At 64.7% G+C, this 21,768-nt stretch carries 32 protein-coding genes; 29 read left to right on the plus strand and 3 right to left on the minus strand.

Going from position 1 to position 21,768, the window contains the following annotated elements:
- Window positions 1–9 precede the first annotated feature (9 nt).
- The 23 genes from rpsC (at window position 10) to galE (ending at window position 11,612) form a co-directional block, all read left to right on the plus strand.
- Window positions 10–780, plus strand: coding sequence for a 30S ribosomal protein S3 (gene rpsC / locus GH664_RS00230; protein ID WP_153166150.1), 771 nt, complete (start codon window positions 10–12; stop codon window positions 778–780).
- Window positions 780–1,196 (plus strand): 50S ribosomal protein L16, encoded by a 417-nt coding sequence (gene rplP, locus GH664_RS00235; RefSeq protein WP_153166456.1) that lies wholly within the window; start codon window positions 780–782, stop codon window positions 1,194–1,196. Before rpsC ends, rplP begins: the two co-directional genes overlap by 1 nt.
- Before the next feature lie 2 nt (window positions 1,197–1,198).
- Window positions 1,199–1,393 (plus strand): 50S ribosomal protein L29, encoded by a 195-nt coding sequence (rpmC, locus tag GH664_RS00240; RefSeq protein WP_153166151.1) that lies wholly within the window; start codon window positions 1,199–1,201, stop codon window positions 1,391–1,393.
- Complete coding sequence (gene rpsQ, locus GH664_RS00245; RefSeq protein WP_153166152.1) at window positions 1,390–1,659, plus strand: 30S ribosomal protein S17; 270 nt, start codon at window positions 1,390–1,392, stop codon at window positions 1,657–1,659. The genes rpmC and rpsQ overlap by 4 nt, the downstream gene beginning before the upstream one ends.
- Window positions 1,660–1,810: 151 nt before the next feature.
- Complete coding sequence (gene rplN, locus GH664_RS00250; protein WP_153166153.1) at window positions 1,811–2,179, plus strand: 50S ribosomal protein L14; 369 nt, start codon at window positions 1,811–1,813, stop codon at window positions 2,177–2,179.
- Window positions 2,180–2,191: 12 nt separating this feature from the next.
- The gene (gene rplX, locus GH664_RS00255; protein WP_153166154.1) at window positions 2,192–2,509 is read left to right on the plus strand and encodes a 50S ribosomal protein L24; all 318 of its coding nucleotides are present in this window, start codon (window positions 2,192–2,194) and stop codon (window positions 2,507–2,509) included.
- 9 nt (window positions 2,510–2,518) lie between these two features.
- Window positions 2,519–3,058, plus strand: coding sequence for a 50S ribosomal protein L5 (gene rplE, locus GH664_RS00260; protein WP_153166155.1), 540 nt, complete (start codon window positions 2,519–2,521; stop codon window positions 3,056–3,058).
- 7 nt (window positions 3,059–3,065) lie between these two features.
- On the plus strand, window positions 3,066–3,371 hold the full coding sequence (rpsN, locus tag GH664_RS00265; protein WP_153166156.1) for a 30S ribosomal protein S14: 306 nt from the start codon (window positions 3,066–3,068) through the stop codon (window positions 3,369–3,371).
- Window positions 3,372–3,384: 13 nt separating this feature from the next.
- The gene (rpsH, locus tag GH664_RS00270) at window positions 3,385–3,780 is read left to right on the plus strand and encodes a 30S ribosomal protein S8 (protein ID WP_153166157.1); all 396 of its coding nucleotides are present in this window, start codon (window positions 3,385–3,387) and stop codon (window positions 3,778–3,780) included.
- An 11-nt stretch (window positions 3,781–3,791) separates the two neighbouring features.
- Entirely contained in the window at window positions 3,792–4,325 is a 534-nt protein-coding gene (rplF, locus tag GH664_RS00275) for a 50S ribosomal protein L6 (protein WP_153166158.1), read from the plus strand.
- 11 nt (window positions 4,326–4,336) lie between these two features.
- Complete coding sequence (gene rplR, locus GH664_RS00280; protein WP_153166159.1) at window positions 4,337–4,690, plus strand: 50S ribosomal protein L18; 354 nt, start codon at window positions 4,337–4,339, stop codon at window positions 4,688–4,690.
- 12 nt (window positions 4,691–4,702) lie between these two features.
- Window positions 4,703–5,227 (plus strand): 30S ribosomal protein S5, encoded by a 525-nt coding sequence (gene rpsE / locus GH664_RS00285; protein WP_153166160.1) that lies wholly within the window; start codon window positions 4,703–4,705, stop codon window positions 5,225–5,227.
- A 3-nt stretch (window positions 5,228–5,230) separates the two neighbouring features.
- The gene (gene rpmD / locus GH664_RS00290) at window positions 5,231–5,413 is read left to right on the plus strand and encodes a 50S ribosomal protein L30 (protein ID WP_002931611.1); all 183 of its coding nucleotides are present in this window, start codon (window positions 5,231–5,233) and stop codon (window positions 5,411–5,413) included.
- Between the two features lies 1 nt (window position 5,414).
- Window positions 5,415–5,852: a 50S ribosomal protein L15 gene (gene rplO / locus GH664_RS00295; RefSeq protein ID WP_153166161.1), complete on the plus strand. Its 438-nt coding sequence runs from the start codon at window positions 5,415–5,417 to the stop codon at window positions 5,850–5,852.
- A 12-nt stretch (window positions 5,853–5,864) separates the two neighbouring features.
- Entirely contained in the window at window positions 5,865–7,193 is a 1,329-nt protein-coding gene (gene secY / locus GH664_RS00300) for a preprotein translocase subunit SecY (RefSeq protein WP_153166162.1), read from the plus strand.
- Between the two features lie 3 nt (window positions 7,194–7,196).
- Window positions 7,197–7,415, plus strand: a complete 219-nt coding sequence (infA, locus tag GH664_RS00305; protein WP_153166163.1) for a translation initiation factor IF-1 — start codon at window positions 7,197–7,199, stop codon at window positions 7,413–7,415.
- A 25-nt stretch (window positions 7,416–7,440) separates the two neighbouring features.
- Entirely contained in the window at window positions 7,441–7,554 is a 114-nt protein-coding gene (rpmJ, locus tag GH664_RS00310) for a 50S ribosomal protein L36 (protein WP_011767118.1), read from the plus strand.
- A 53-nt stretch (window positions 7,555–7,607) separates the two neighbouring features.
- On the plus strand, window positions 7,608–7,970 hold the full coding sequence (gene rpsM, locus GH664_RS00315; protein ID WP_153166164.1) for a 30S ribosomal protein S13: 363 nt from the start codon (window positions 7,608–7,610) through the stop codon (window positions 7,968–7,970).
- Window positions 7,971–7,982: 12 nt separating this feature from the next.
- Window positions 7,983–8,372: a 30S ribosomal protein S11 gene (rpsK, locus tag GH664_RS00320; RefSeq protein WP_153166165.1), complete on the plus strand. Its 390-nt coding sequence runs from the start codon at window positions 7,983–7,985 to the stop codon at window positions 8,370–8,372.
- Window positions 8,373–8,386: 14 nt separating this feature from the next.
- Window positions 8,387–9,016, plus strand: a complete 630-nt coding sequence (gene rpsD, locus GH664_RS00325; RefSeq protein WP_153166166.1) for a 30S ribosomal protein S4 — start codon at window positions 8,387–8,389, stop codon at window positions 9,014–9,016.
- Between the two features lie 34 nt (window positions 9,017–9,050).
- Window positions 9,051–10,037 carry a DNA-directed RNA polymerase subunit alpha gene (gene rpoA, locus GH664_RS00330; protein WP_228111304.1) on the plus strand — a complete coding sequence of 329 codons (987 nt, stop codon included), beginning with the start codon at window positions 9,051–9,053 and terminating at the stop codon, window positions 10,035–10,037.
- Between the two features lie 27 nt (window positions 10,038–10,064).
- Window positions 10,065–10,460 carry a 50S ribosomal protein L17 gene (gene rplQ, locus GH664_RS00335; protein WP_153166168.1) on the plus strand — a complete coding sequence of 132 codons (396 nt, stop codon included), beginning with the start codon at window positions 10,065–10,067 and terminating at the stop codon, window positions 10,458–10,460.
- Window positions 10,461–10,589: 129 nt separating this feature from the next.
- Window positions 10,590–11,612 carry a UDP-glucose 4-epimerase GalE gene (gene galE / locus GH664_RS00340; RefSeq protein WP_153166169.1) on the plus strand — a complete coding sequence of 341 codons (1,023 nt, stop codon included), beginning with the start codon at window positions 10,590–10,592 and terminating at the stop codon, window positions 11,610–11,612.
- 13 nt (window positions 11,613–11,625) lie between these two features.
- Here the strand turns inward: galE and uvrA are convergent, their stop codons facing one another.
- The gene (gene uvrA / locus GH664_RS00345; RefSeq protein ID WP_153166170.1) at window positions 11,626–14,502 is read right to left on the minus strand and encodes an excinuclease ABC subunit UvrA; all 2,877 of its coding nucleotides are present in this window, start codon (window positions 14,500–14,502) and stop codon (window positions 11,626–11,628) included.
- 108 nt (window positions 14,503–14,610) lie between these two features.
- Here uvrA and GH664_RS00350 point away from each other — a divergent pair, with 108 nt between their 5' ends.
- Together GH664_RS00350 and ssb are read left to right on the plus strand one after the other, a co-directional pair.
- Window positions 14,611–15,819 (plus strand): MFS transporter, encoded by a 1,209-nt coding sequence (locus tag GH664_RS00350; protein WP_228111305.1) that lies wholly within the window; start codon window positions 14,611–14,613, stop codon window positions 15,817–15,819.
- A 54-nt stretch (window positions 15,820–15,873) separates the two neighbouring features.
- Complete coding sequence (ssb, locus tag GH664_RS00355; RefSeq protein ID WP_153166171.1) at window positions 15,874–16,365, plus strand: single-stranded DNA-binding protein; 492 nt, start codon at window positions 15,874–15,876, stop codon at window positions 16,363–16,365.
- Between the two features lie 148 nt (window positions 16,366–16,513).
- On the opposite strand, the gene GH664_RS00360 is transcribed toward ssb, so the two are convergent.
- Window positions 16,514–16,915 (minus strand): hypothetical protein, encoded by a 402-nt coding sequence (locus GH664_RS00360; RefSeq protein WP_153166172.1) that lies wholly within the window; start codon window positions 16,913–16,915, stop codon window positions 16,514–16,516.
- A gap of 312 nt (window positions 16,916–17,227) precedes the next feature.
- Here GH664_RS00360 and GH664_RS00365 point away from each other — a divergent pair, with 312 nt between their 5' ends.
- Both GH664_RS00365 and GH664_RS00370 read left to right on the plus strand, forming a co-directional pair.
- Window positions 17,228–18,316, plus strand: a complete 1,089-nt coding sequence (locus GH664_RS00365; RefSeq protein ID WP_228111306.1) for a c-type cytochrome — start codon at window positions 17,228–17,230, stop codon at window positions 18,314–18,316.
- A gap of 196 nt (window positions 18,317–18,512) precedes the next feature.
- Entirely contained in the window at window positions 18,513–19,484 is a 972-nt protein-coding gene (locus GH664_RS00370; protein ID WP_153166173.1) for an MBL fold metallo-hydrolase, read from the plus strand.
- On the opposite strand, the gene GH664_RS00375 is transcribed toward GH664_RS00370, so the two are convergent.
- Window positions 19,474–20,277 carry a tetratricopeptide repeat protein gene (locus tag GH664_RS00375; RefSeq protein WP_228111307.1) on the minus strand — a complete coding sequence of 268 codons (804 nt, stop codon included), beginning with the start codon at window positions 20,275–20,277 and terminating at the stop codon, window positions 19,474–19,476. The two genes, GH664_RS00370 and GH664_RS00375, sit on opposite strands and share 11 nt — an antisense overlap.
- Window positions 20,278–20,495: 218 nt before the next feature.
- On the opposite strand from GH664_RS00375, the gene GH664_RS00380 reads away from it, so the two are divergent.
- Together GH664_RS00380 and GH664_RS00385 are read left to right on the plus strand one after the other, a co-directional pair.
- Complete coding sequence (locus GH664_RS00380; RefSeq protein WP_153166460.1) at window positions 20,496–21,332, plus strand: ThiF family adenylyltransferase; 837 nt, start codon at window positions 20,496–20,498, stop codon at window positions 21,330–21,332.
- Complete coding sequence (locus GH664_RS00385; protein ID WP_153166174.1) at window positions 21,329–21,715, plus strand: sirohydrochlorin chelatase; 387 nt, start codon at window positions 21,329–21,331, stop codon at window positions 21,713–21,715. The genes GH664_RS00380 and GH664_RS00385 overlap by 4 nt, the downstream gene beginning before the upstream one ends.
- Window positions 21,716–21,768 lie beyond the last annotated feature (53 nt).

Raw genomic sequence — 21,768 nt, forward strand, 5'->3', positions numbered from 1 at the left:
GGAGTAGATATGGGTCAGAAAATTCATCCGACCGGCTTCCGGCTCGCCGTCACGCGTGACTGGGCTTCCCGCTGGTTCGCCTCGAGCCACGATTTCGCTGGCATGCTGCATGAGGACCTGAAGGTCCGTGACTATCTGAAGAAGCGCCTCGCGCACGCTTCGGTGGGTCGTGTGGTGATCGAGCGCCCGGCCAAGAATGCCCGTGTGACGCTGTACAGCGCTCGCCCCGGTGTGGTCATCGGCAAGAAGGGCGAGGATATCGAGGCGCTCAAGCGCGATCTGCAGAAGATCGTCGGCGTCCCGGTTCACGTCAACATCGAGGAAGTGCGCAAGCCGGAAATCGACGCCAAGCTGATCGCCGACTCGATCGCCCAGCAGCTCGAGAAGCGCATCATGTTCCGTCGTGCAATGAAGCGTGCGATGCAGAATGCGATGCGTCTGGGCGCGCAGGGCATCAAGATCATGAGTTCGGGCCGCCTCAATGGTGCCGAGATCGCGCGTACCGAGTGGTATCGCGAAGGTCGCGTGCCGCTGCACACGCTGCGCGCGAACATCGATTACGGCGTCTCGGAGGCGAAGACGACGTACGGCATCATCGGTATCAAGGTGTGGGTGTTCAAGGGCGAGATGCTCGGCCGCAACGAGCAACCCGTGGCTGCCGAACCTGAGGCCGACAACCGCCGTGGTCGCCGTGGTGCGCCGCGCGACGGTGAAGGCCGCCCCGGTCGCCGTCCGGCCCGGCGCGGCGAAGGCCGGCAAGAAGAAAGCAGGAGTGAATGATGCTGCAGCCGACTAGAAGGAAGTATCGTAAGGAGCAGAAGGGCCGCAACACCGGCGTGGCAACGCGTGGTGCGAAGGTCAGCTTCGGCGAGTACGGTCTGAAGGCCATCGGTCGGGGTCGCCTGACCGCGCGTCAGATCGAATCGGCGCGTCGCGCGATGACCCGTCACATCAAGCGTGGCGGTCGCATCTGGATCCGCATTTTCCCGGACAAGCCCGTTTCGAAGAAGCCGGCTGAAGTCCGGATGGGTAACGGCAAGGGTAACCCGGAGTACTGGGTCGCCGAGATCCAGCCGGGCAAGGTGCTCTACGAGATGGACGGCGTCGACGAAGCGCTGGCCCGTGAGGCCTTCCGCCTCGCCGCTGCAAAGCTGCCGATCGAGACCGTGTTCGTCACCCGCATGATTGGGGCTTGAGAATGAAAGCGAGTGAACTCCGCGCGAAGAGCGCAAGTGAATTGAACCAGGAGTTGCTCGAGCTGCTGAAGGCGCAGTTTTCCCTGCGCATGCAACATGCAACTCAGCAACTCGGCAACACGAGTCAGATCGGAAAGGTGCGCCGCGACATCGCTCGCGTTCGTACCGTCCTGCGCGAGAAGGCGGGTCAGCAATGAGCGAGCAAGTTGAAAAGGTTCGCCGCGCCCTGGTCGGGCGAGTGGTGAGCGACAAGATGCAGAAGACGGTGACCGTTCTGGTCGAAAGCCGGGTCAAGCACCCGCTTTACGGCAAGATCATCACCCGCTCTGCGAAGTACCATGCGCATGTCGAAGACGGCGGTGTTGGCGAAGGCGATCTGGTCGAGATCGAAGAGTGCCGTCCGATTTCGCGCACCAAGACTTGGCGTGTCGCCAAGGTGCTCGAAAAGGCACGCGTGATCTGAGTCAGCGAGCAATCGTTTTTTCGTGAAACAGCTTGGCGCCTCCGCGTCAGGCTGTTATACTTTTCGTTTCTTGCTCCGGTGCTCGCTGGGGCATCCTGCCCTGACGGGTTCCAAGACTGACCGCGATGCGGGAGAAGTTGGAGATAAATTCATGATTCAAATGCAGTCCAGGCTGGACGTGGCCGACAACACCGGCGCGCGCTCGGTGATGTGCATCAAGGTCCTGGGTGGGTCCAAGCGTCGGTACGCCGGCATTGGCGACATCATCAAGGTTTCCGTGAAGGATGCTGCACCGCGCGGTCGTGTCAAGAAGGGTGATGTCTATAACGCCGTGGTGGTGCGTACCGCCAAGGGTGTTCGCCGTCCCGACGGTTCGCTGGTCAAGTTTGACAACAATGCGGCCGTGCTTCTCAACAACAAACTCGAGCCGATCGGTACCCGTATCTTCGGGCCGGTGACCCGCGAGCTGCGTACCGAGCGATTCATGAAGATCGTCTCGCTCGCGCCCGAAGTGCTCTGAGGAGTCGAGCAGATGAACAAGATCCGCAAGGGTGACGAGGTTGTGGTGCTGACGGGCAAGGATCGCGGTCGTCGCGGCACCGTCGTGCGCCGCGTCGATGACGATCTGGTCGTCGTCGAGGGTGTGAATCGGGTGAAGAAGCATGTCCGCCCGAATCCGCTCAAGGGTGAAGTGGGCGGCATCGTCGAGAAAGAGATGCCGATCCAGGTTTCGAATGTCGCGCTGTTCAATCCGGCGACGCAGAAGGCTGATCGCGTCGGGATCAAGGTGCTTGAGGATGGCCGCAAGGTTCGCTTCTTCAAGTCGAACGGCGAGCTGGTGAACGCCTAAGGAGTGACGATGGCTCGCTTGCAACAGTTTTACAAGGACACCGTCGCGCCTGAGCTGCAGAAGCGTTTCGGTTACAAGTCCGTGATGGAAGTGCCGCGCATCACCAAGATCACGCTGAACATGGGTGTGGGTGAGGCGGTCGGTGACAAGAAAGTGCTTGAGAACGCGCTCGGCGACATGACCAAGATCGCGGGTCAGAAGCCGGTGACGACGAAGGCGCGCAAATCGATTGCGGGTTTCAAGATTCGTGAAGGTTACCCGATTGGCTGCATGGTGACCCTGCGTGGTCCGCGCATGTTCGAATTCCTCGATCGTCTCGTCACGATCGCCCTGCCGCGCGTGCGCGACTTCCGTGGCATCGGTGCGAAGGGCTTTGACGGACGTGGGAATTACAACCTCGGCGTGAAGGAACAGATCATCTTTCCCGAAATCGAGTACGACAAGATCGATGCGCTGCGCGGCATGAACATCAGCATCACGACCACGGCGAAGACCGACGAGGAAGCGCGTGCGCTGCTCGGCGCGTTCAAGTTCCCGTTCAAGAATTGAGGGTGATATGGCGAAACTGGCTCTGATCAACCGCGAAGAGAAGCGCGCCAAGCTGGTGGCGAAGTTTGCTGCCAAGCGCGCTGCGCTCGTCGCGCAGGTCAATGATAGCAAGCTGTCCGATGAGGAACGCATGGCCGCGCGCCTGACGCTGCAGCAACTGCCGCGCAATGCCAATCCGACGCGTCAGCGCAATCGCTGCGCTCTCACCGGGCGTCCGCGTGGCGTGTTCCGCAAGTTCGGTCTGTGCCGCAACAAGCTGCGCGAAATCGCGTTCCGTGGCGAAGTGCCTGGCATGACCAAGGCGAGCTGGTAAGGAGAATCTGAAGATGAGTATGTCCGATCCGATCGCCGACATGCTGACGCGCATCCGCAACGGCCAACAGGCTCAGAAGGCAAGCGTAAGCATGCCGTCGTCGAAGCTGAAGGTCGCAATCGCGAAAGTGCTGCAGGACGAAGGTTATATCGATGGTTTCTCGGTGCGCGACGAGGCTGGCAAGGCCGCTCTCGACGTCGCCCTGAAGTATTATGCCGGCCGTCCGGTCATCGAGCGTATCGAGCGCGTCAGCCGCCCGGGGTTGCGTGTCTATAAGGGTAGCGATGACCTGCCGCGCGTGATGAACGGCCTCGGCGTTGCCATCGTGTCGACGCCGCGCGGTGTGATGACCGATCGTGCTGCCCGCGCCAGTCGTGTCGGCGGCGAAGTCATCTGCCTCGTGGCCTAAGGGGGGATGCAATGTCTCGTGTAGCTAAGAATCCGGTTGCGATCCCCGCTGGTGTCGAGGTTTCGATTTCGGCGGCCGAGATCGCAGTGAAGGGGCCGCTGGGCACCCTGCGCCAGGCGCTGAGCGCTGCTGTGAGCGTCGAGCGTGAAGGTGATGCGCTGCTGTGCAAGGCGCGTGACGGTGCGCCCAATGCTAATGCGCTGTCCGGAACGACGCGTGCTCTGGTGAACAACATGGTCACCGGCGTCACGCAGGGTTTTCAGCGCAAGCTCAACCTGGTGGGCGTGGGTTACCGCGCTCAGGCTCAGGGTGACAAGCTGAACCTGTCGCTGGGCTTCTCGCATCCGGTGGTTCACCAGATGCCTGCCGGCGTCAAGGTGGAAACCCCGACCCAGACCGAAATCGTGATCAAGGGCATCGACAAGCAGCAAGTCGGCCAGGTCGCGGCTGAGGTTCGTGCCTACCGCGCTCCCGAACCCTACAAGGGTAAGGGCGTCCGTTACTCGGACGAGGTGGTAGTGCTCAAGGAAACCAAGAAGAAGTAAGGCGGTTCGTCATGAACAAGAAAGAAACTCGTCTTCGCCGTGCGCGCAAAACCCGCGCCAAGCTTGCGGAGCTCAAGGCGGTCCGCCTTGCCGTGTTCCGTTCCAACTGCCACATCTACGCCCAGGTGATCTCGGGCTGCGGTTCGCGAGTGCTCGCTGCCGCCTCCACGCTCGAGCCCGAAGTGCGCGCGTCGGTCCCGAACGGCGGCAACGTCGGCGCGGCGCAGGCCGTGGGCAAGCTCATCGCCGAGCGTGCGAAGGCTGCCGGCATCGAGACGGTCGCGTTCGACCGTTCCGGTTTCCTTTATCACGGTCGCGTGAAGGCGCTGGCCGAGGCCGCCCGTGAAGGCGGTCTTAAGTTCTAAGCGAGGATTCGAATGGCTAAGCAGCAAACCAAGCGCCCGCAGGCCAGCGAAGAGCGTGATGACGGCCTCCGGGAGAAGATGGTCGCGATCAACCGTGTCACCAAGGTGGTGAAGGGTGGCCGTATCCTCGGTTTTGCCGCACTGACCGTGGTCGGTGATGGCGACGGCGCCGTCGGCATGGGCAAGGGCAAGTCGCGTGAAGTTCCGGTCGCCGTGCAGAAGGCGATGGATGAGGCGCGCCGCAAGATGCGCAAGGTGTCGCTGAAGAACGGCACCTTGCAGCACACGGTGATTGGCAAGCATGGCGCCTCGTCGGTGCTGATGCAGCCGGCGCCGAGCGGCACCGGCATCATTGCGGGCGGCCCGATGCGCGCTGTGTTCGAGGTGATGGGCGTGACCGACATCATCTGCAAGTGCATCGGTTCGTCGAACCCCTACAACGTGGTTCGCGCGACGATCAATGGCCTGATGGCGATCAACACCCCGGCGGAAATTGCTGCCAAGCGCGGCAAGTCCGTCGAAGAGATCCTGGGGTAAGCGATGTCCGACAAGAAGATCAAGGTCACGCTCGTAAAGAGCGTGATCGGCACCAAGCAGTCGCACCGCGCCACGGTTCGTGGTCTGGGGCTGCGTCGACTGAACCACACCGTTGAGCTTGCCGATACCCCCGAGGTGCGCGGCATGGTCAACAAGGTGTCCTACCTCGTGAAGTGTGAGGGTTGATATGCGCCTGAATTCCATTAAGCCGGGTGCCGGCTCTAAGTCGACCGCCAAGCGTGTCGGCCGTGGCATCGGCAGCGGCCTGGGCAAGACCTGCGGTCGTGGCCACAAGGGGCAGAAGTCGCGTTCCGGTGGCTTCCACAAGGTCGGTTTCGAAGGCGGCCAGATGCCGCTGCAGCGTCGTCTGCCGAAGCGTGGTTTCGTCTCGCTGACGAGCGGCCGCAATGTCGAGGTGCGCCTGTCCGAACTGGCCGGGCTGCCGGTTGACGAGATCGATCTGCTGACGCTGAAGCAGGCCGGACTGGTCCCTGCGGACGCCCTTTCGGCCAAGGTGGTGCTGTCAGGCGAGCTCGGCAAGAAGGTCGCGCTCCGCGGTATCGGTGCGACGGCCGGCGCCAAGGCGGCGATCGAAGCTGCCGGCGGTTCGGTTTCGGCTGAGTAACAGGGTAAAGCTGTGGCCAAACCTGCTGCCACGCTGGGTGCTCCCGGTAAGTTCGGCGACTTGAAGCGCCGGCTGTTGTTCCTGGTTGGCGCGCTGATCGTCTATCGGCTCGGTGCGCACATCCCGGTTCCCGGGATCGACCCGGCTCGTCTAGCCGAGTTGTTCCAGTCGCAGTCCGGCGGCATCCTCGGTGTCTTCAACCTATTTTCCGGCGGTGCGCTGTCGCGCTTCACCATCTTCGCGCTGGGGATCATGCCGTACATCTCGGCGTCGATCATCATGCAGCTGATGACGGTGGCGGTGCCTCAGCTCGAGGCGCTCAAGAAGGAAGGTGAGGCGGGGCGTCGCAAGATCACGCAGTACACGCGTTACGGCACTGTGGTGCTCGCGTTCGCGCAGGCGCTCGGTATTGCGATTGCGCTGGAAGGGCAGCAGGGGCTGGTGCTGGAGCCGGGAGTCATGTTCCGCTTCGTCACGGTGGCCACGCTGGTGACCGGTACGATGTTCCTGATGTGGCTCGGCGAACAGATCACCGAACGCGGCATCGGCAACGGCATCTCGATCATCATTTTCGCGGGTATCGCGGCGGGGCTGCCCAAGTCGATCGGCGGGTTGTTCGAGCTGGTGCGAACCGGGGCGATGCACCCCTTCACTGCGCTGTTCATTTGCATCCTGGTGGTGTTGGTGACTGCGTTCGTGGTGTTCGTCGAGCGTGGTCAGCGCAAGATCCTGGTGAACTACGCGAAGCGGCAGGTGGGTAACAAGGTGTACGGTGGGCAGAGTTCGCACTTGCCGCTCAAGCTGAACATGTCGGGGGTGATTCCGCCGATCTTCGCGTCCAGCATCATCTTGTTCCCGGCGACGCTGGGGCAGTGGTTTGGTTCTGCCGGCAGCGGGATGTACTGGCTGCGCGACATTGCCTCGACGCTGTCTCCGGGTCAGCCGATCTATGTCCTGTTGTACGCGCTGGCCATCGTTTTCTTCTGCTTCTTCTACACGGCGCTGGTTTTCAATGCGCGTGAGACGGCTGACAACCTGAAGAAGAGCGGAGCGTTCGTTCCGGGCATCCGGCCGGGGGACCAGACGGCTCGTTACATCGACAAGATCCTGATGCGCCTGACGCTTGCTGGCGCGGTCTACATCACGCTGGTGTGCCTGCTGCCGGAGTTCCTGATCCTTAAGTGGAACGTGCCGTTCTACTTTGGTGGCACCTCGCTGCTGATCATCGTCGTGGTGACGATGGACTTCATGGCTCAGGTGCAGGCGTTCGTGATGTCGCACCAGTATGAAAGTCTGCTGAAGAAGGCGAATTTCAAGGGGGCGGGTCTGCCGCTCAGGTAAGCGATGGCGAAGGAAGACGTAATCGAGATGCAGGGCGAGGTGACCGAGAACCTCCCCAACGCAACGTTCCGGGTCCGGCTCGAGAATGGTCATGAAGTGCTTGGCCATATTTCGGGAAAAATGCGGATGCACTACATTCGCATCCTGCCTGGCGACAAGGTGACGGTGCAACTGACCCCCTACGATCTGACCAAGGGTCGGATCGTGTTCCGGACCAAGTGAAGAATCAGAGATACAGGAGCAAAAAATGAGAGTCCAGGCTTCAGTGAAGCGGATCTGCCGCAACTGCAAGATCATTCGCCGCAAGGGCGTGGTTCGCGTGATCTGCACCGATCCGCGTCACAAGCAGCGTCAGGGTTGATCAAGTCGCCCTAACGCATTAAAATTTAATGTTTCGCATTCTGGGGTAAACGAATGGCCCGTATTGCTGGGGTTAACATTCCCAATCACAAGCATGCCGAGATCGCGCTGACCGCCATCTATGGGATCGGCCGTTCGCGTGCTCAGCGGATCTGCGACGCCGCCGGTGTCGCGCGTTCGGTCAAGATGAAGGATCTGACCGAGTCGGATATGGAAAAACTTCGTGACGAGGTCGGCCGCTTCGTGGTCGAGGGCGACCTGCGTCGTGAAGTCACGATGAACATCAAGCGGCTGATGGACCTGGGTTGCTATCGTGGTGTTCGTCATCGTCGTGGTCTGCCGCTGCGCGGGCAACGCACCCGCACGAATGCGCGTACCCGCAAGGGCCCGCGCAAGGCGATCGCCGGCAAGAAGTGATAGGAACCGATAATGGCAAAGACTGGTACTAAGGTTCGTAAGAAGGTCAAGAAGAACGTCGCCGAAGGTATTGCGCACGTTCACGCGAGCTTCAATAACACGATCATCACGATCACCGACCGTCAGGGCAACGCGCTGTCCTGGGCGACCTCGGGTGGAGCGGGCTTCAAGGGCTCGCGCAAGAGCACGCCGTTCGCCGCACAGGTTGCAGCCGAGGCGGCGGGCAAGGTTGCACAGGAGTGTGGCGTCAAGAACCTCGAGGTTCGCATCAAGGGCCCTGGTCCGGGTCGCGAGTCCGCGGTGCGCGCGCTCAATGCGCTGGGGATCAAGATTTCCAGCATCACGGACATCACCCCCATCCCGCACAACGGCTGCCGTCCGCCGAAGAAGCGTCGTATCTGACAAGGAGTTGAAACGTGGCTCGTAATCTCGATCCCAAGTGCCGTCAGTGCCGTCGCGAAGGCGAAAAGCTGTTCCTGAAGGGCGAAAAGTGTTTTACCGACAAGTGCGCCATCGAGCGCCGTGCTTACGCGCCTGGCCAGCACGGCCAGCGTTCCGGTCAGCGCCTGTCGGGTTATGGCGTGCAACTGCGTGAGAAGCAGAAGATTCGCCGCCTGTATGGCGTGCTGGAGCGCCAGTTCCGCAAGACCTACGCTGAAGCTGACCGCCGTCGCGGTCAGACCGGTGAGAACCTGCTGCAACTGCTCGAAGGGCGCCTGGATTCCGTCGCTTATCGGATGGGTTTCGGTGCATCGCGCGCCGAGGCTCGCCAGGTGGTGCGCCACAACGGCGTGCTGGTCAATGGCAAGCGCGTCAACATTCCGTCGTATGTCGTCCGTCCGGGCGACGTCGTCGAGCTGACCGATCGCTGCAAGAACCATCTGCGCGTGAAGGCCGCCCTCGAGGCTGCCGCCTCGCGCGGTTTCCCGGAGTGGATCGAGGTCGACGCAAAGGCTGGCAAGGGCGTGTTCAAGGCTTATCCGGCCCGCGCCGAACTGCCGCCGACGATCAACGAAGGCCTGGTGGTGGAACTGTATTCCCGCTAAGCGGGCGTGCTGATCCTCTTCTAGTTCCGAGGAAATGCTGATGCAAAGCAATGCACTGCTGAAACCGCGCATCATCGACGTCCAGAGCATCTCGCCCGTTCAGGCGCGCGTGACGATGGAGCCGTTCGAGCGTGGTTTTGGCCACACACTGGGGAATGCGCTGCGGCGCATTCTTCTCTCGTCGCTTCCCGGCCATGCGGTCACGGAAGTGACGATCGAGGGCGTGTTGCACGAATACTCGACGCTCGATGGCGTGCGCGAGGACATCGTTGACCTGCTGCTCAACCTGAAGGGCGTCGTGATGAAGCTGCATAATCGCAGCGAGTCGATCGTGCGCCTGACCAAGTCGGGTGAAGGCGTTGTCACCGCCGCGGACATCGAGGTGGGGCACGACGTCGAGATCATCAACCCCGAGCATGTCATTGCCCACCTGGCTCCAGGTGGCAAGATCGACATGCAGATCAAGGTCGAGGAAGGGCGCGGTTACGTGCCCGGCAACACCCGTCCGGGTTCGAGCGAAAGCAAGTCGATCGGGCGCGTCGTGCTCGACGCCTCGTTCGGACCGGTGCGCCGCGTCAGCTATCTGGTGGAGAGCGCGCGGGTTGAGCAGCGTACCGACCTGGATCGTCTGGTGATCGACATCGAAACCAACGGCGCGGTCGATCCGGAAGAAGCGATCCGCTACGCGGCGCGCGTCCTGATGGATCAGCTCTCGGTGTTCGCCGATCTGGAGGGCACGCCGACGACGGCTGTCGCCGAGACCAAGGTGACGGTGGATCCGGTGCTTCTGCGTCCGGTCGACGACCTCGAGCTGACGGTGCGCTCGGCCAACTGCCTGAAGGCCGAGAACATCTACTACATCGGCGACCTGATCCAGCGGACCGAAACCGAGCTGCTGAAGACGCCGAATCTGGGCCGCAAGTCGCTCAACGAGATCAAGGAAGTGTTGGCCTCCCGTGGGTTGACGCTGGGCATGAAACTGGAAAACTGGCCGCCGGCCGGGCTCGAAAAGCTCGGTTGAATCGGTTCGGAATAGTGAGGAATTGAAATGCGTCACCGTCACGGTCTTCGCAAGCTGAATCGTACGAGCAGCCACCGCCAGGCGATGTTCCGCAACATGGCCAACTCGCTGCTGCGTCACGAAGTCATCAAGACGACGCTGCCGAAGGCAAAGGAACTGCGCCGCGTCGTCGAACCCATGATCACCCTGGGGAAGAAGCCCAGCCTGGCGAATCGTCGCCTTGCCTTCGACCGCCTGCGCGACCGCGAGATCGTCGTCAAGCTGTTCGATGAGCTGGGTCCGCGTTACGCGACCCGCAATGGTGGTTATCTTCGCATCCTGAAGTTCGGTTTCCGCAACGGCGACAATGCGCCCATGGCGCTGGTCGAGCTGATGGACCGTCCGGAGGGGCTGGCGACGGAAGGTGAAGTCGTCGTCGAGTAATTCGCGGCGTTGCGTCTGTCAGTCATTGGAAAGGCCGGGTGCGTCCCGGCCTTTTCTTTTTGTGCGCCCGGCAGGGCGCGCAGGTGTCGAAGTGGGCCGCTGCGGTCGGGTGCGGCAGGGGGAGGGGCGATGGCTGTTACGTTGGTGACGGGAGGTGCTGGGTATATCGGCACGCATACCTGCGTCGAGTTGCTTCGGGCCGGGCGAGACGTCGTGGTGGTGGATGACTTGTCCAACTCGTCGTACGAGGCCATCCGCAGGGTAGAGGAGCTCGGCGGTCGTGCGCTGGCGGCGTTCGTGCGTGCGGATGTCAGGGATGGCGAAGCCCTGGGGGGGATTTTCGCGCGCCACGAGGTCGAGGCGGTGGTGCACTTCGCGGCGAAGAAGGCGGTCGGCGAATCGGTCGCGCTGCCGCGGGAGTATTACGACAACAACCTCAGCGGGCTGCTGACGCTGGTGCGCGTCATGGCACAGGCCGGGGTGAAGTCGCTGGTGTTCAGCTCGTCCGCGACGGTGTATGGCGACCCGTCCAGCGTTCCGATCGACGAGTCCTTCCCGACGTCGGCGACGAATCCATACGGTCGGACCAAGCTCATGGGCGAGTGGATCCTGCGCGATGTCGGCGCAGCGGATGCGCAGTGGAACATCGTGCTGCTGCGTTACTTCAACCCGGTTGGCGCGCACGAGAGCGGACGCATCGGCGAGGATCCGAACGGACTCCCGAACAACCTGATGCCCTATGTCAGCCAGGTGGCGGTGGGGCGCCTGCCGAGGCTGCGGGTCTTTGGCGGTGACTACCCGACGGTGGATGGCACGGGGGTGCGCGACTACATCCACGTCGTCGATCTCGCGATGGGCCATCTTCGGGCGCTGGAGCGGATCGGCGCTTTGCCGGGCGTGACGACGGTGAATCTGGGTACGGGCCGCGGCTACAGCGTCCTCGAGGTGGTGCGGGCATTCGAGGCGGCATCGGGGCGCGCGGTGCCCTACGACATCGTGGCTCGGCGCCCCGGGGATGTAGCAGAGTGCTGGGCGAATCCCGCGCTGGCGGCGGAGGTGCTCGGCTGGCGCGCCGAGCGCGATCTGGCCCGCATGTGTGCTGATGCGTGGCGCTGGCAGAGCGCGAATCCCCAAGGTTACGGCGAACCGTGAAGCGGAGCCAGCATCACGACGCGTGCGGTGGTGAGGTGGCGGAACGCGTCGGGCTGATGCCTTGGTCGGCGGTGGCCAGCACGCGGGCGAGGTAGCGGCCGGTATGGCTGCCGGGAGTGTCGGCGACTTGCTCCGGCGTGCCCGAGCGCAGCACCTTGCCGCCGCGATCACCACCTTCCGGCCCCATATCGATGATCCAGTCGGCGGTCTTGATGACGTCCAGGTTGTGCTCGATGACCACGATGGTGTTGCCGTGGTCCCGCAGGCGCTGGAGCACCGTCAGCAGCATCTCGATATCCTGGAAATGCAGGCCGGTGGTGGGCTCGTCCAGGATGTAGAGGGTGCGGCCGGTATCGCGCTTGGAGAGCTCGAGCGCGAGCTTGACGCGCTGCGCTTCACCGCCTGAGAGCGTCGTTGCGCTCTGCCCCAGGCGAATGTAGCCGAGGCCGACATCCATCAGGGTCTCCAGCTTGCGAGCGACTGCGGGCACCGACTCGAAGAAGTCCAGCGCCTGCTCGACGGTCATGTCCAGCACTTCGTAGATGGTCTTGCCTTTGTAGCGGATCTCCAGCGTTTCGCGGTTGTAGCGCTTGCCGTGGCAGATGTCGCACGGGACGTACATGTCCGGCAGGAAGTGCATCTCCACCTTTATCAGGCCGTCGCCCTGGCAGGCTTCGCAGCGTCCGCCCTTGACGTTGAACGAGAAGCGGCCCGGCCCGTAGCCGCGTGCGCGCGATTCGGGTACTCCGGCGAACAGCTCGCGGATCGGCGTCAGCATGCCGGTGTAGGTGGCGGGGTTGGAGCGCGGGGTGCGGCCGATCGGCGCCTGGTCCACGTTGATCACCTTGTCGAAGGCGTCGAGACCCTCGACGGCGTCGCAGGGCGCGGGTTCGGTGGCCGAGCCGTAGAGCAGGCGTGCGGCCAGCGCGGCGAGGGTGTCGTTGATCAGGGTCGATTTGCCGGAGCCCGAGACGCCGGTGACGCAGGTGAGCAGCCCGACCGGCAGGTCGACGGTGACGCCCTTGAGGTTGTTGCCGCGCGCACCGACGATGCGCAGCGCCTTGCCAGGTGTGGGCGGCGTGCGTGAGGAGGGCACGGCGATGCGGCGCCGGCCCGACAGGTAGGCGCCGGTCAGCGAGGCGGGGTGGGCGAACACTTCATCGGGACGCCCGCGGGCGACGATTTCGCCGCCATGCACGCCCGCGCCCGGCCCCATGTCGATCAGGTAATCGGCCGAGCGGATGGCGTCCTCGTCGTGTTCGACCACGATCACCGTATTGCCCAGATCGCGCAGGCGCGCAAGCGTTGCCAGCAGGCGGTCGTTGTCGCGCTGGTGCAGGCCGATCGAAGGTTCGTCGAGCACGTAAAGCACGCCCGTCAGGCCTGAGCCGATCTGGCTCGCCAGGCGGATGCGCTGCGCCTCGCCGCCCGACAGGGTATCGGCGGAGCGGTCCAGCGACAGGTAGTCGAGCCCGACGTCGATCAGGAAGCTGATGCGGCTGGCGATCTCCTTGACGATCTTTTCCGCCACCTGGGCGCGCTGCCCCGTCAGTTGCAACGCGCCGAAAAAGCGCACGCACTCGCCCAGCGGCATCGCGGAGATGGCGTGCAGCGGCTTTCCGCCCACCAGCACATGGCGGGCGTCGCTGCGCAGGCGGGAGCCGCCGCATGCCGGGCAGCTCCGGGTGGCGCGGTACTTGGCCAGTTCCTCGCGCACCGCGATGGAGTCCGTTTCGCGGTAGCGGCGTTCGAGATTGGGGATGATGCCTTCGAAGGGATGCTGCTTGGCGACCATGCGGCCGTTATCGGCCATGTACAGGAAGCTGAGCTTTTCCTGGCCCGAACCGTGCAGCACGATGTCACGTACCGGCGGCGCGAGTTCGCCGAACGGCGTTTCCACGTCGAAGTCGTAGTGGGCGGCGAGGCTGGTGAGCATCTGGAAGTAGAACTGGTTGCGCCGGTCCCAGCCGCGAATCGCTCCGGCGGCAAGCGACAGCTCGGGATGCGCGACGACGCGTTCCGGATCGAAGAAGTCGACCTGCCCGAGACCGTCGCATTTCTGGCAGGCGCCGGCCGGGTTGTTGAACGAAAACAGCCGCGGCTCGAGTTCGGCCAGCGCGTAGCTGCACACCGGGCAGGCGAAGCGCGCGGAGAAGAGGTGTTCGCGCCCGCTGTCCATTTCCACCGCGATGGCGCGCCCGTCGGCGTGGGTGAGGGCGGTCTCGAAGGACTCGGCGAGTCGGCCACGCAGGTCGGCGCGCACCTTCAGGCGGTCGATGACCACTTCCACCGTATGACGCCGGCCCTTTTCGAGCGGCGGCATGGCGTCGAGCTCGCATACCTGGCCGTCGACGCGCACGCGCACGAAGCCCTGCGCGCGCAGGTCCGCGAACAGGTCGTGCTGCTCGCCCTTGCGGCCGGCGACAACCGGCGCAAGGATCATCAGCCGTGTCTCGTCCGGCAGGGCCAGCACGTGGTCCACCATCTGCGACACCGTCTGCGCTTCAAGCGCCTGGTCCGGGTGGTCTGGACAATGCGGCGTGCCGGCGCGTGCGTAGAGCAGGCGCAGGTAGTCGTGGATTTCGGTGACCGTGCCGACGGTGGAGCGCGGGTTATGGCTGGTCGCCTTCTGTTCGATCGAGATCGCAGGCGACAGGCCCTCGATCAGATCGACATCGGGCTTTTCCATCAACTGCAGGAACTGGCGCGCATACGCTGACAGCGACTCGACGTAGCGACGCTGGCCTTCCGCATACAGCGTGTCGAAGGCCAGCGAGGACTTGCCCGACCCGGACAGGCCGGTGATCACCGTCAGTCGGTTGCGCGGCAGATCGAGGCTGATGTTCTTGAGGTTGTGGGTGCGAGCGCCGCGGATGCGGATTTCGTCCATGAGCGATGCGCCGATGGCTTGAGGGTAACGTGAAACTATAGAAGAGAAGGCGTGCCCGGGCCAATGGTAGAATTCCGGCCTTTCCCGTCCTGCCAACGCACCGTCCGCATGTCTGCCAATCCGCGTGACCCGATGACGCCCGACGAACGCCGTGCCGGGGTGAGCCTCGCCGCGATCTTCGCGCTGCGCATGCTGGGGCTGTTCCTGATCCTGCCGGTGTTTTCGGTGCATGCCGCGCACATCCCCGGCGGCGACAACCTGATGCTCGTCGGCCTTGCGATCGGCGCCTACGGCCTCACGCAGGGCTTCCTGCAGATCGCCTTCGGAGCGGCATCGGATCGCTTCGGGCGCAAGCCGGTGATCCTCTTCGGGCTGGCCTTGTTCGTCGTCGGCAGCGCGGTGGCAGCGATGGCCGACAACATCCATATGGTGATCGTCGGTCGCGTGCTGCAGGGCGCGGGTGCGATCTCGGCGGCCGTCACCGCATTGGCGGCAGATCTGACGCGCGACCAGCACCGCACCAAGGTGATGGCGATGATCGGCTCCAGCATCGGCCTGGTGTTCGCGCTTTCCATGGTGGCAGCGCCGCTGCTGTATGCGGCCATCGGCATGAGCGGCATCTTCTGGTTGACCGCGGCGCTGGCCCTGGGGGCGATGGCGGTCGTCGTATGGGTCGTACCCGATGCCCCGCCGGTGCCGCGTGCAAATGGCGGACGATTCGCCGACGTGCTGCGCGACGGCCAGTTGATGCGCCTGAACCTCGGCGTGTTCGCCCTGCATCTGATCCAGACCAAGATGTGGGTCATGGTGCCGGCGGCGCTGGTGGCGGCGGGCGGCCTGCCGGTGGCGGAGCACTGGAAGGTCTACCTGCCGGCGGTGCTGGTGTCCTTCGTCGTGATGGTGCCGGCGATCATCGTTGCCGAGCGCCGCAATCGCATGAAGCAGGTGTTCGCAGGCGCGGTTGCGCTGCTCGCGCTGGTGCAGTTCGGCTTCTATCTGGCGGGGGACAGGCTGCTGCCGCTTGCCCTGCTGTTGACGCTCTTCTTCGTCGCCTTCAACGTGCTCGAAGCCACTCAGCCGTCGTGGATCTCGCGCATTGCGCCGCCTCACGCGAAAGGGACGGCGCTGGGTGTGTATAACACGCTGCAGTCCATCGGCCTGTTCCTCGGCGGCATGCTGGGTGGCTGGGTGGGGCAGCACTTCGGCCATGGCGCGGTGAACCTGTTGTGCGGCGCACTGGCATTGGTCTGGCTCGCCCTGGTGGCGGGAATGAAACCGCCGCCGGTGCGCAGCGCGCTGGCGCCTGCGGGCGGCTGACGACAACGGCGGGCGCGCTGCAGCGACCGCCTTCGCATTCAAAGGAGAACCTCGATGGCATCGTTGAACAAAGTGATCCTGATCGGCAACCTCGGCAAGGATCCCGAAACGCGTTACGCGCCCAGTGGCGACGCAATCTGCAACCTGACCCTGGCGACGACCGAGACGTGGAAGGACAAGACCACCGGCGAGCGTCGCGAGGCGACCGAGTGGCATCGCGTGGTGTTCTTCGGCCGTGTCGCGGAAGTCGCCGCGCAGTACCTGCGCAAGGGCAGCCAGATCTATGTCGAGGGACGCCTGCAGACGCGCAAGTGGCAGGATCAGAACGGGCAGGACCGGTACACCACCGAGATCCGTGGTGACGAGATGAAGATGCTCGGCCGCCGTGAGGGCGCCGGTGAGGCGCCGATGCGCGGCGGCGATGCGGGTGGCTACGAATCGGCGCCGCCTTCGCGCACGCCTCCGGCGCCCGCCGCGCGCCCTCAGCCTGCGCAACAGCCGGCATCCAACGGGTTCGGCGACTTCGACGACGACATCCCCTTCTGAGCGTCACGCCATCCACTTTCCCATTACGGTCATCGTGGGAAGGTGGGCGCCCTTCACTCTGACCTTGGCGACGACGCGGCCGGACCGGTTGCCGCCGGCACGGATGGGCGCGGTCGCGCGCGAATGATCGCAGTCGTGGCGGCAGGCGTCAGCGGTTCGGGCCGCCGGGCGCCATTCCGCCGCGTGGGCCCATGCCTCCTCCCAGGCCCATTCCACCACCGGGCCCCATTCCTCCGCCCGGCCCCATCCCTCCGCCCGGCCCCATTCCGCCACCCCGTGCCGGAGGCTCCGCCGGCAGCGTGACGCCTTTTTCCCGGGCGCGTTCCACCATCTGCTCGTGGTGGCGTGCGCGTATCTGCTCGCGTTCCTCCAGCGTCTTGGCCGCCCGCATCTGGCTTCGATACTCGTTTCGCTCCTGCTGCGTCATGATCTGCGAGCCGTAGATCGGCGTCTGGTCGGTGACCGGCGGCAACCCTCCGCCCGATTGTGCGAAGGCGCCGGCCGAAAGCGCGGCGGCGAGGCTGGCGATCAAAAGCATCCTGGGTTTCATGATCTCGCTCCGGTTGTTCGTCTGTACGACGGTTCTTGGCTTCCGCCCGGATGATCGCTCTTCATGGTCTAACCGGTCGTCAGCCCTGTAGGCAGTCTAGGATCTGACGGTGCTGTGGTGTATTTCAGAATGTAGCCGTTGCCCGCAAGGCCTTGATTCAGCGGCGGGCGGGCTACGACGAGCGCACCCCGGTGAGGCGCACTAGATCATTTTCCCTATTGCAGAACGAGGGTCTGGCTGGGATAAATGCGGCGTCCAGGAAAACGAGCATCGTTCCTTGATATATATCAAAATATATGGAAATGCTAAAATATGCGCTCCGTCACCGCGGCCAGTCGCGGGGCAACGAGCAGGAGAGAGACCATGAAATACGCTGTATCCCCGCCTTTCATTGCCGCTGCCGTCGTGCTGGGATCGACCGCACAGGCCCAGACCGCCTCCACCCCCGGGGTGTCTCCAGGCAGGATCAGCCTGCTCGATCGGCCGAGGCCGGCCCTGGAAAGCCTCCCCGACGACGACTATGGTCGTCTGGTCCGGAGAGGCCACGAACTTGCCACGCGGACCTTTGCTCATGTCGGCCCCGAGGTGCAGGATCGCGCCAGGCGCTTCGCAGGCAATAACCTGGCCTGCACCTCATGCCACCAGGAAGATGCCACCAAGCCTTTCGCCATTCCCTGGGTCGGCGTCACGGCGACCTTTCCCCAATACCGTGCGCGCGAGGACATGCTCAGTACGGTGGAAGAGCGGGTCAATGGTTGCATGGAACGAAGCATGAACGGAAAGTCGCTGCCGCTCGATTCGCCCGAGATGAAGGCCTTCACCACCTACATCCACTTCCTGTCGCGGGGCGTTCCGGTAGGAGCGGAAATCGATGGCGCCGCGACGAAATCGATCAAGATCCCGAACCGGCGGGTGGATCTGGCGGCCGGCGAGGCCGTTTTCAGGGCGAATTGCCAAGTCTGCCATGGAGAAAATGGCGAAGGCCGCCGAGTCGGCGTGGCGGGTGACGCCCAGGGCTACCTCTTTCCCCCCCTCTGGGGCGACGACTCATTCAACAACGGCGCGGGCATGAACCGCATCCTGACCGCTGCACGTTTCATCAAGTACAACATGCCCCAGGGCGTCAATCACACGAACCCCATTCTTACGGACGACGAGGCGTTCGATGTGGCCGGTTATGTGCTGTCCCACCCCAGGCCGGTGAAGGCGAACCTCGAGAAGGATTTCCCTGCACGGTGGAACAAGCCGATCGACGCGGCCTTCCCTCCGTATGTCGACGGGGCGTCGGCCGACCAGCACAGATTCGGTCCTTTCCCGCCACTCGCCGACAAGGCGCGCGAGATGGCGGCGAAGCGTGCCGAAGCTCTCGAGCAGAAGCGGGAGCCGTCTCCCGCGAGGTAAGGAGCCTGCCGGCATCACCGGACAGACGGGCTGTGGCAGCGCTGCGGCAGCCTGTCGCGTCGTTTGGCAAGAACAGGGGAGGTTCTTGGGGACGTGATCAAATCACTCGAACAGGCGGTCGGCCGGGAGTAGGCTCGACCGCAAAGTTATAATGGCGGAAAAGCAGGCAGAAGAAGCACAACGACGGGAGTTAGCCGTGCAGAATCTCATTGCCCATCCGCAGGGCATCTATGCGCTCGACTCGGGCTATGGCAGGCCGATGCTGGCCGCAATTCACATCATCGTGCACAAGGGGCATGCGGCCGTTGTCGATACCGGCAGTAACGCCTCGGTGCCGCGGGTGCTGTCGGCGCTGGCGCATCTGGGCATCGTCCCGGAGGCGGTCGACTGGGTCCTGCTAACGCACATTCACCTGGACCATGCGGGTGCGGCTGGCAGCCTCATGTGTGCCCTGCCCAACGCGCGACTGGTGGTGCATCAGCGCGGTGCCCGGCACATGGCGGACCCGGCGCGTTTGTGGGAGGGTACCGCGGCAGTATACGGCGCGGAGAAGGCCTTCGAACTCTACGGCCGGCTGGTTCCGGTCGAGGCGTCGCGTATCGTCGCGGCGACCGACGGGCTGGAGATCGATCTCGCCGGTCGCCGCCTGCGCATGCTCGACACGCCGGGCCACGCCCGCCACCACATCTGCATCTGGGACGAGACCTCGCGCTCCTTCTTCACCGGGGATACCTTCGGGCTTTCATACCGCGAGTTCGATGTCGATGGGCGCGCCTTCATCATGCCCACCACGACGCCCACCCAGTTCGATCCCGCGGCGATGCACGCCTCGATCGACCGCATGCTGTCGTTCGAGCCGCGCTCGATGTACCTCACTCACTTCAGCCGCGTCACCGAGGTCGAGCGCCTTGCCGGCGACCTGCACCGCCTGATCGACACCATGGTCGCGGTCGCCAAGGCGGCCCGCGGTGACGGCGTGGCACGCCATGTCGAGATCCTGGCCGGGCTGGAGCAGATCGTGCGCGAGGAGACCGCGCGCCAGAGCTGGGCTTTGTCCGAGGACGACGCGCTGGAACTGCTGCGCGTGGATCTCGAGCTCAACGCCCAGGGGCTGGGCGAGTGGCTCGACGCGCAGCGCGAACGCGCGGGCGGGCTCGTCAGCGCGTAGGCGGGAGCGCCGGCGCAGCAGGCATGGCGGCGGGCTCCGCCGCCGCAGGGGCGCTCTCGCCGGGCGCGTCGGCGGCGGCGCCCTGCGCGGCCAGGCGTGCCGCCGCGACAGGGTCGCCCTGGCGTGCGGCTGCGCGATACCAGTGGGCCGCCAGCCGCGCGTCCCGCGGCAGGCCGTATCCCTTGTCATACATGTCCGCCACCAGGAACTGGGCGCCGGGCTCGCCGGCGCGCGCTGCCGCCAGGTACCACCGTGCCGCCTTCTGGTAGTCGGGCGCAGCGACCGACGTGCCGACGTAATACATGGTTGCCAGCGCGATCTGAGCTTCCACGTGGCCCTGATCGGCTGCCCGTCGATACCACTCCTCGGCTGTGGTGAGGGACCGCGGTACGCCGTCGCCATGGTCGTATAGCTGGGCGAGGACGTACTGCGCCTGTGGCAGGCCGGCGCCCGCCGCCCGCCGCAGCCAGCCCCAGGCGGCGTCATGGCCGGCATCCTGCGCCTGAGCTTCGCCGCGATACAGCATCATCGCGTAATTGAACTGGGCGAGCCGGTTGCCGGCGCGGGCTGCGCGCTCGAACAGCGCACCTGCCTCTGCCATGCGACCGTCCTCGTAGGCGACGACGCCGGCCTGCGCGACATCGCCCGCTGGTGGCGTCGCGTGGGCGAACGCAGGCAGGGCCAGCAGCGTCGCACAGGCGGTGGCGACGCACCTGCGGCGCATCGTCGCGACGAGGCCGTCGGGCCGGCGGCGCAGGAGGGATCTTGTGGCAGCACTCGCGTTCGTCGTCATGATGGGTTTAGGTTGGGGCGTGAGCGCGGCAGGCGCGGCGGTTGCGGGTTGGAGCGCGCCGGCCGGCGCGAGTTCATCCCGGAGCGGCCTGCTGCGGTAACATGCGCCGAACATGACTGGCGGGCGCCGACGCCACGCCGGCGCCCACGATGCGCAGGACACGACTCGCGATGACCACGCCGAACCACGTCGCCTCCTTTGCCAGCGGCCCTGATCCGCTGGCCGATGCCGCCACCGACCCCGAGCGCCGTTTTGGCGGCCTCGACCGGCTGTACGGCGCGGGTGCCGTGCACACGCTTGCCGGCGCGCGTGCCTGTGTGGTCGGCATCGGCGGCGTCGGCTCCTGGGTAGCGGAAGCCCTGGTGCGCAGTGGCGTCGGCCGCATCGCGCTGATCGATCTCGATCATGTCGCCGAATCCAACATCAACCGCCAGGTGCAGGCGCTCGACAGCACCCTGGGACAGGCCAAGGTGCTGGCGATGGCGGCGCGCATGCGGGACATCAATCCGGCCTGCCGCATCGACACGGTCGACGATTTCCTCACGCCCGAGAACGCCGCCGCATTGCTCGAGGGCTTCGATGTGGTCGTCGATGCCATCGACAATGTGCGCGCCAAGGTGGCGATTGCCATGGTGTGCCGTGATCGACGCCTTCCCCTGGTGATGGCGGGCGGCGCCGGCGGCAAGCTCGACCCGGGCCGCATCCGGGTCGATGACCTTGCGCGCACCGAGCAGGATCCGCTGCTGGCGAAGGTGCGCGCCCGGCTACGCAAGGAACATGGCTTTACCCGTGATCCGAAGCGCAAGTTCGGCATCGAGGCGGTCTATTCGACCGAACCGCTGCGCTACCCGGCGCCCGCAGCCTGCGACGTGGGCGAGGCGCCGCAGACCGCTGTCGCGTCGCGCGGGCCGCAGGGCCTGGCCTGCGCAGGCTACGGTTCCAGCGTGGCGGTGACGGCCAGCGTGGGGCTCTTCGCCGCGGCGAGGGCGATCGAACAATTGCTGCGCGCATTGCGCAGCGTGAATCCAGGAGGTGCGGGGTGGGTGAGGAAATGACGAGCGCAGGATCGGCCGTGGTGTTGTTCGGACATGGTGCCCGGGATCCCGAGTGGGCGCGGCCGATGGAGCGTATTCGTGCGGCGCTGGAGCAGCAGGGCGTGCGGGTGGAGCTCGCCTTTCTCGAGTTCATGACGCCGCCGCTGGCCGATGCGATCGGCCGGCTCGTCGCCGGCGGCGCCGATCGCATCGCAGTGGTGCCGGTCTTTCTGGCGCAGGGCGGGCACCTGAAGCGGGATCTGCCACTGCTGGTCGAGGAGGCGCGCGGCGCGCATCCTGGCTGTGCCATCACGCTCGCGCGCGCGGCCGGCGAAGCCGATGGTGTGGTCAGCGCCATGGCGGATTACGCGCGGCATTGCGTGCAGGAGATGCGAGCCGGCTGAGTTCGATCGCCGGGCGACGCGCTGCTGTGCAGGGCCGGGAGCATGGCGTTGAC

Source organism: Thauera sp. 2A1, assembly GCF_009469595.2.
Classification (GTDB): Bacteria; Pseudomonadota; Gammaproteobacteria; order Burkholderiales; family Rhodocyclaceae; genus Thauera.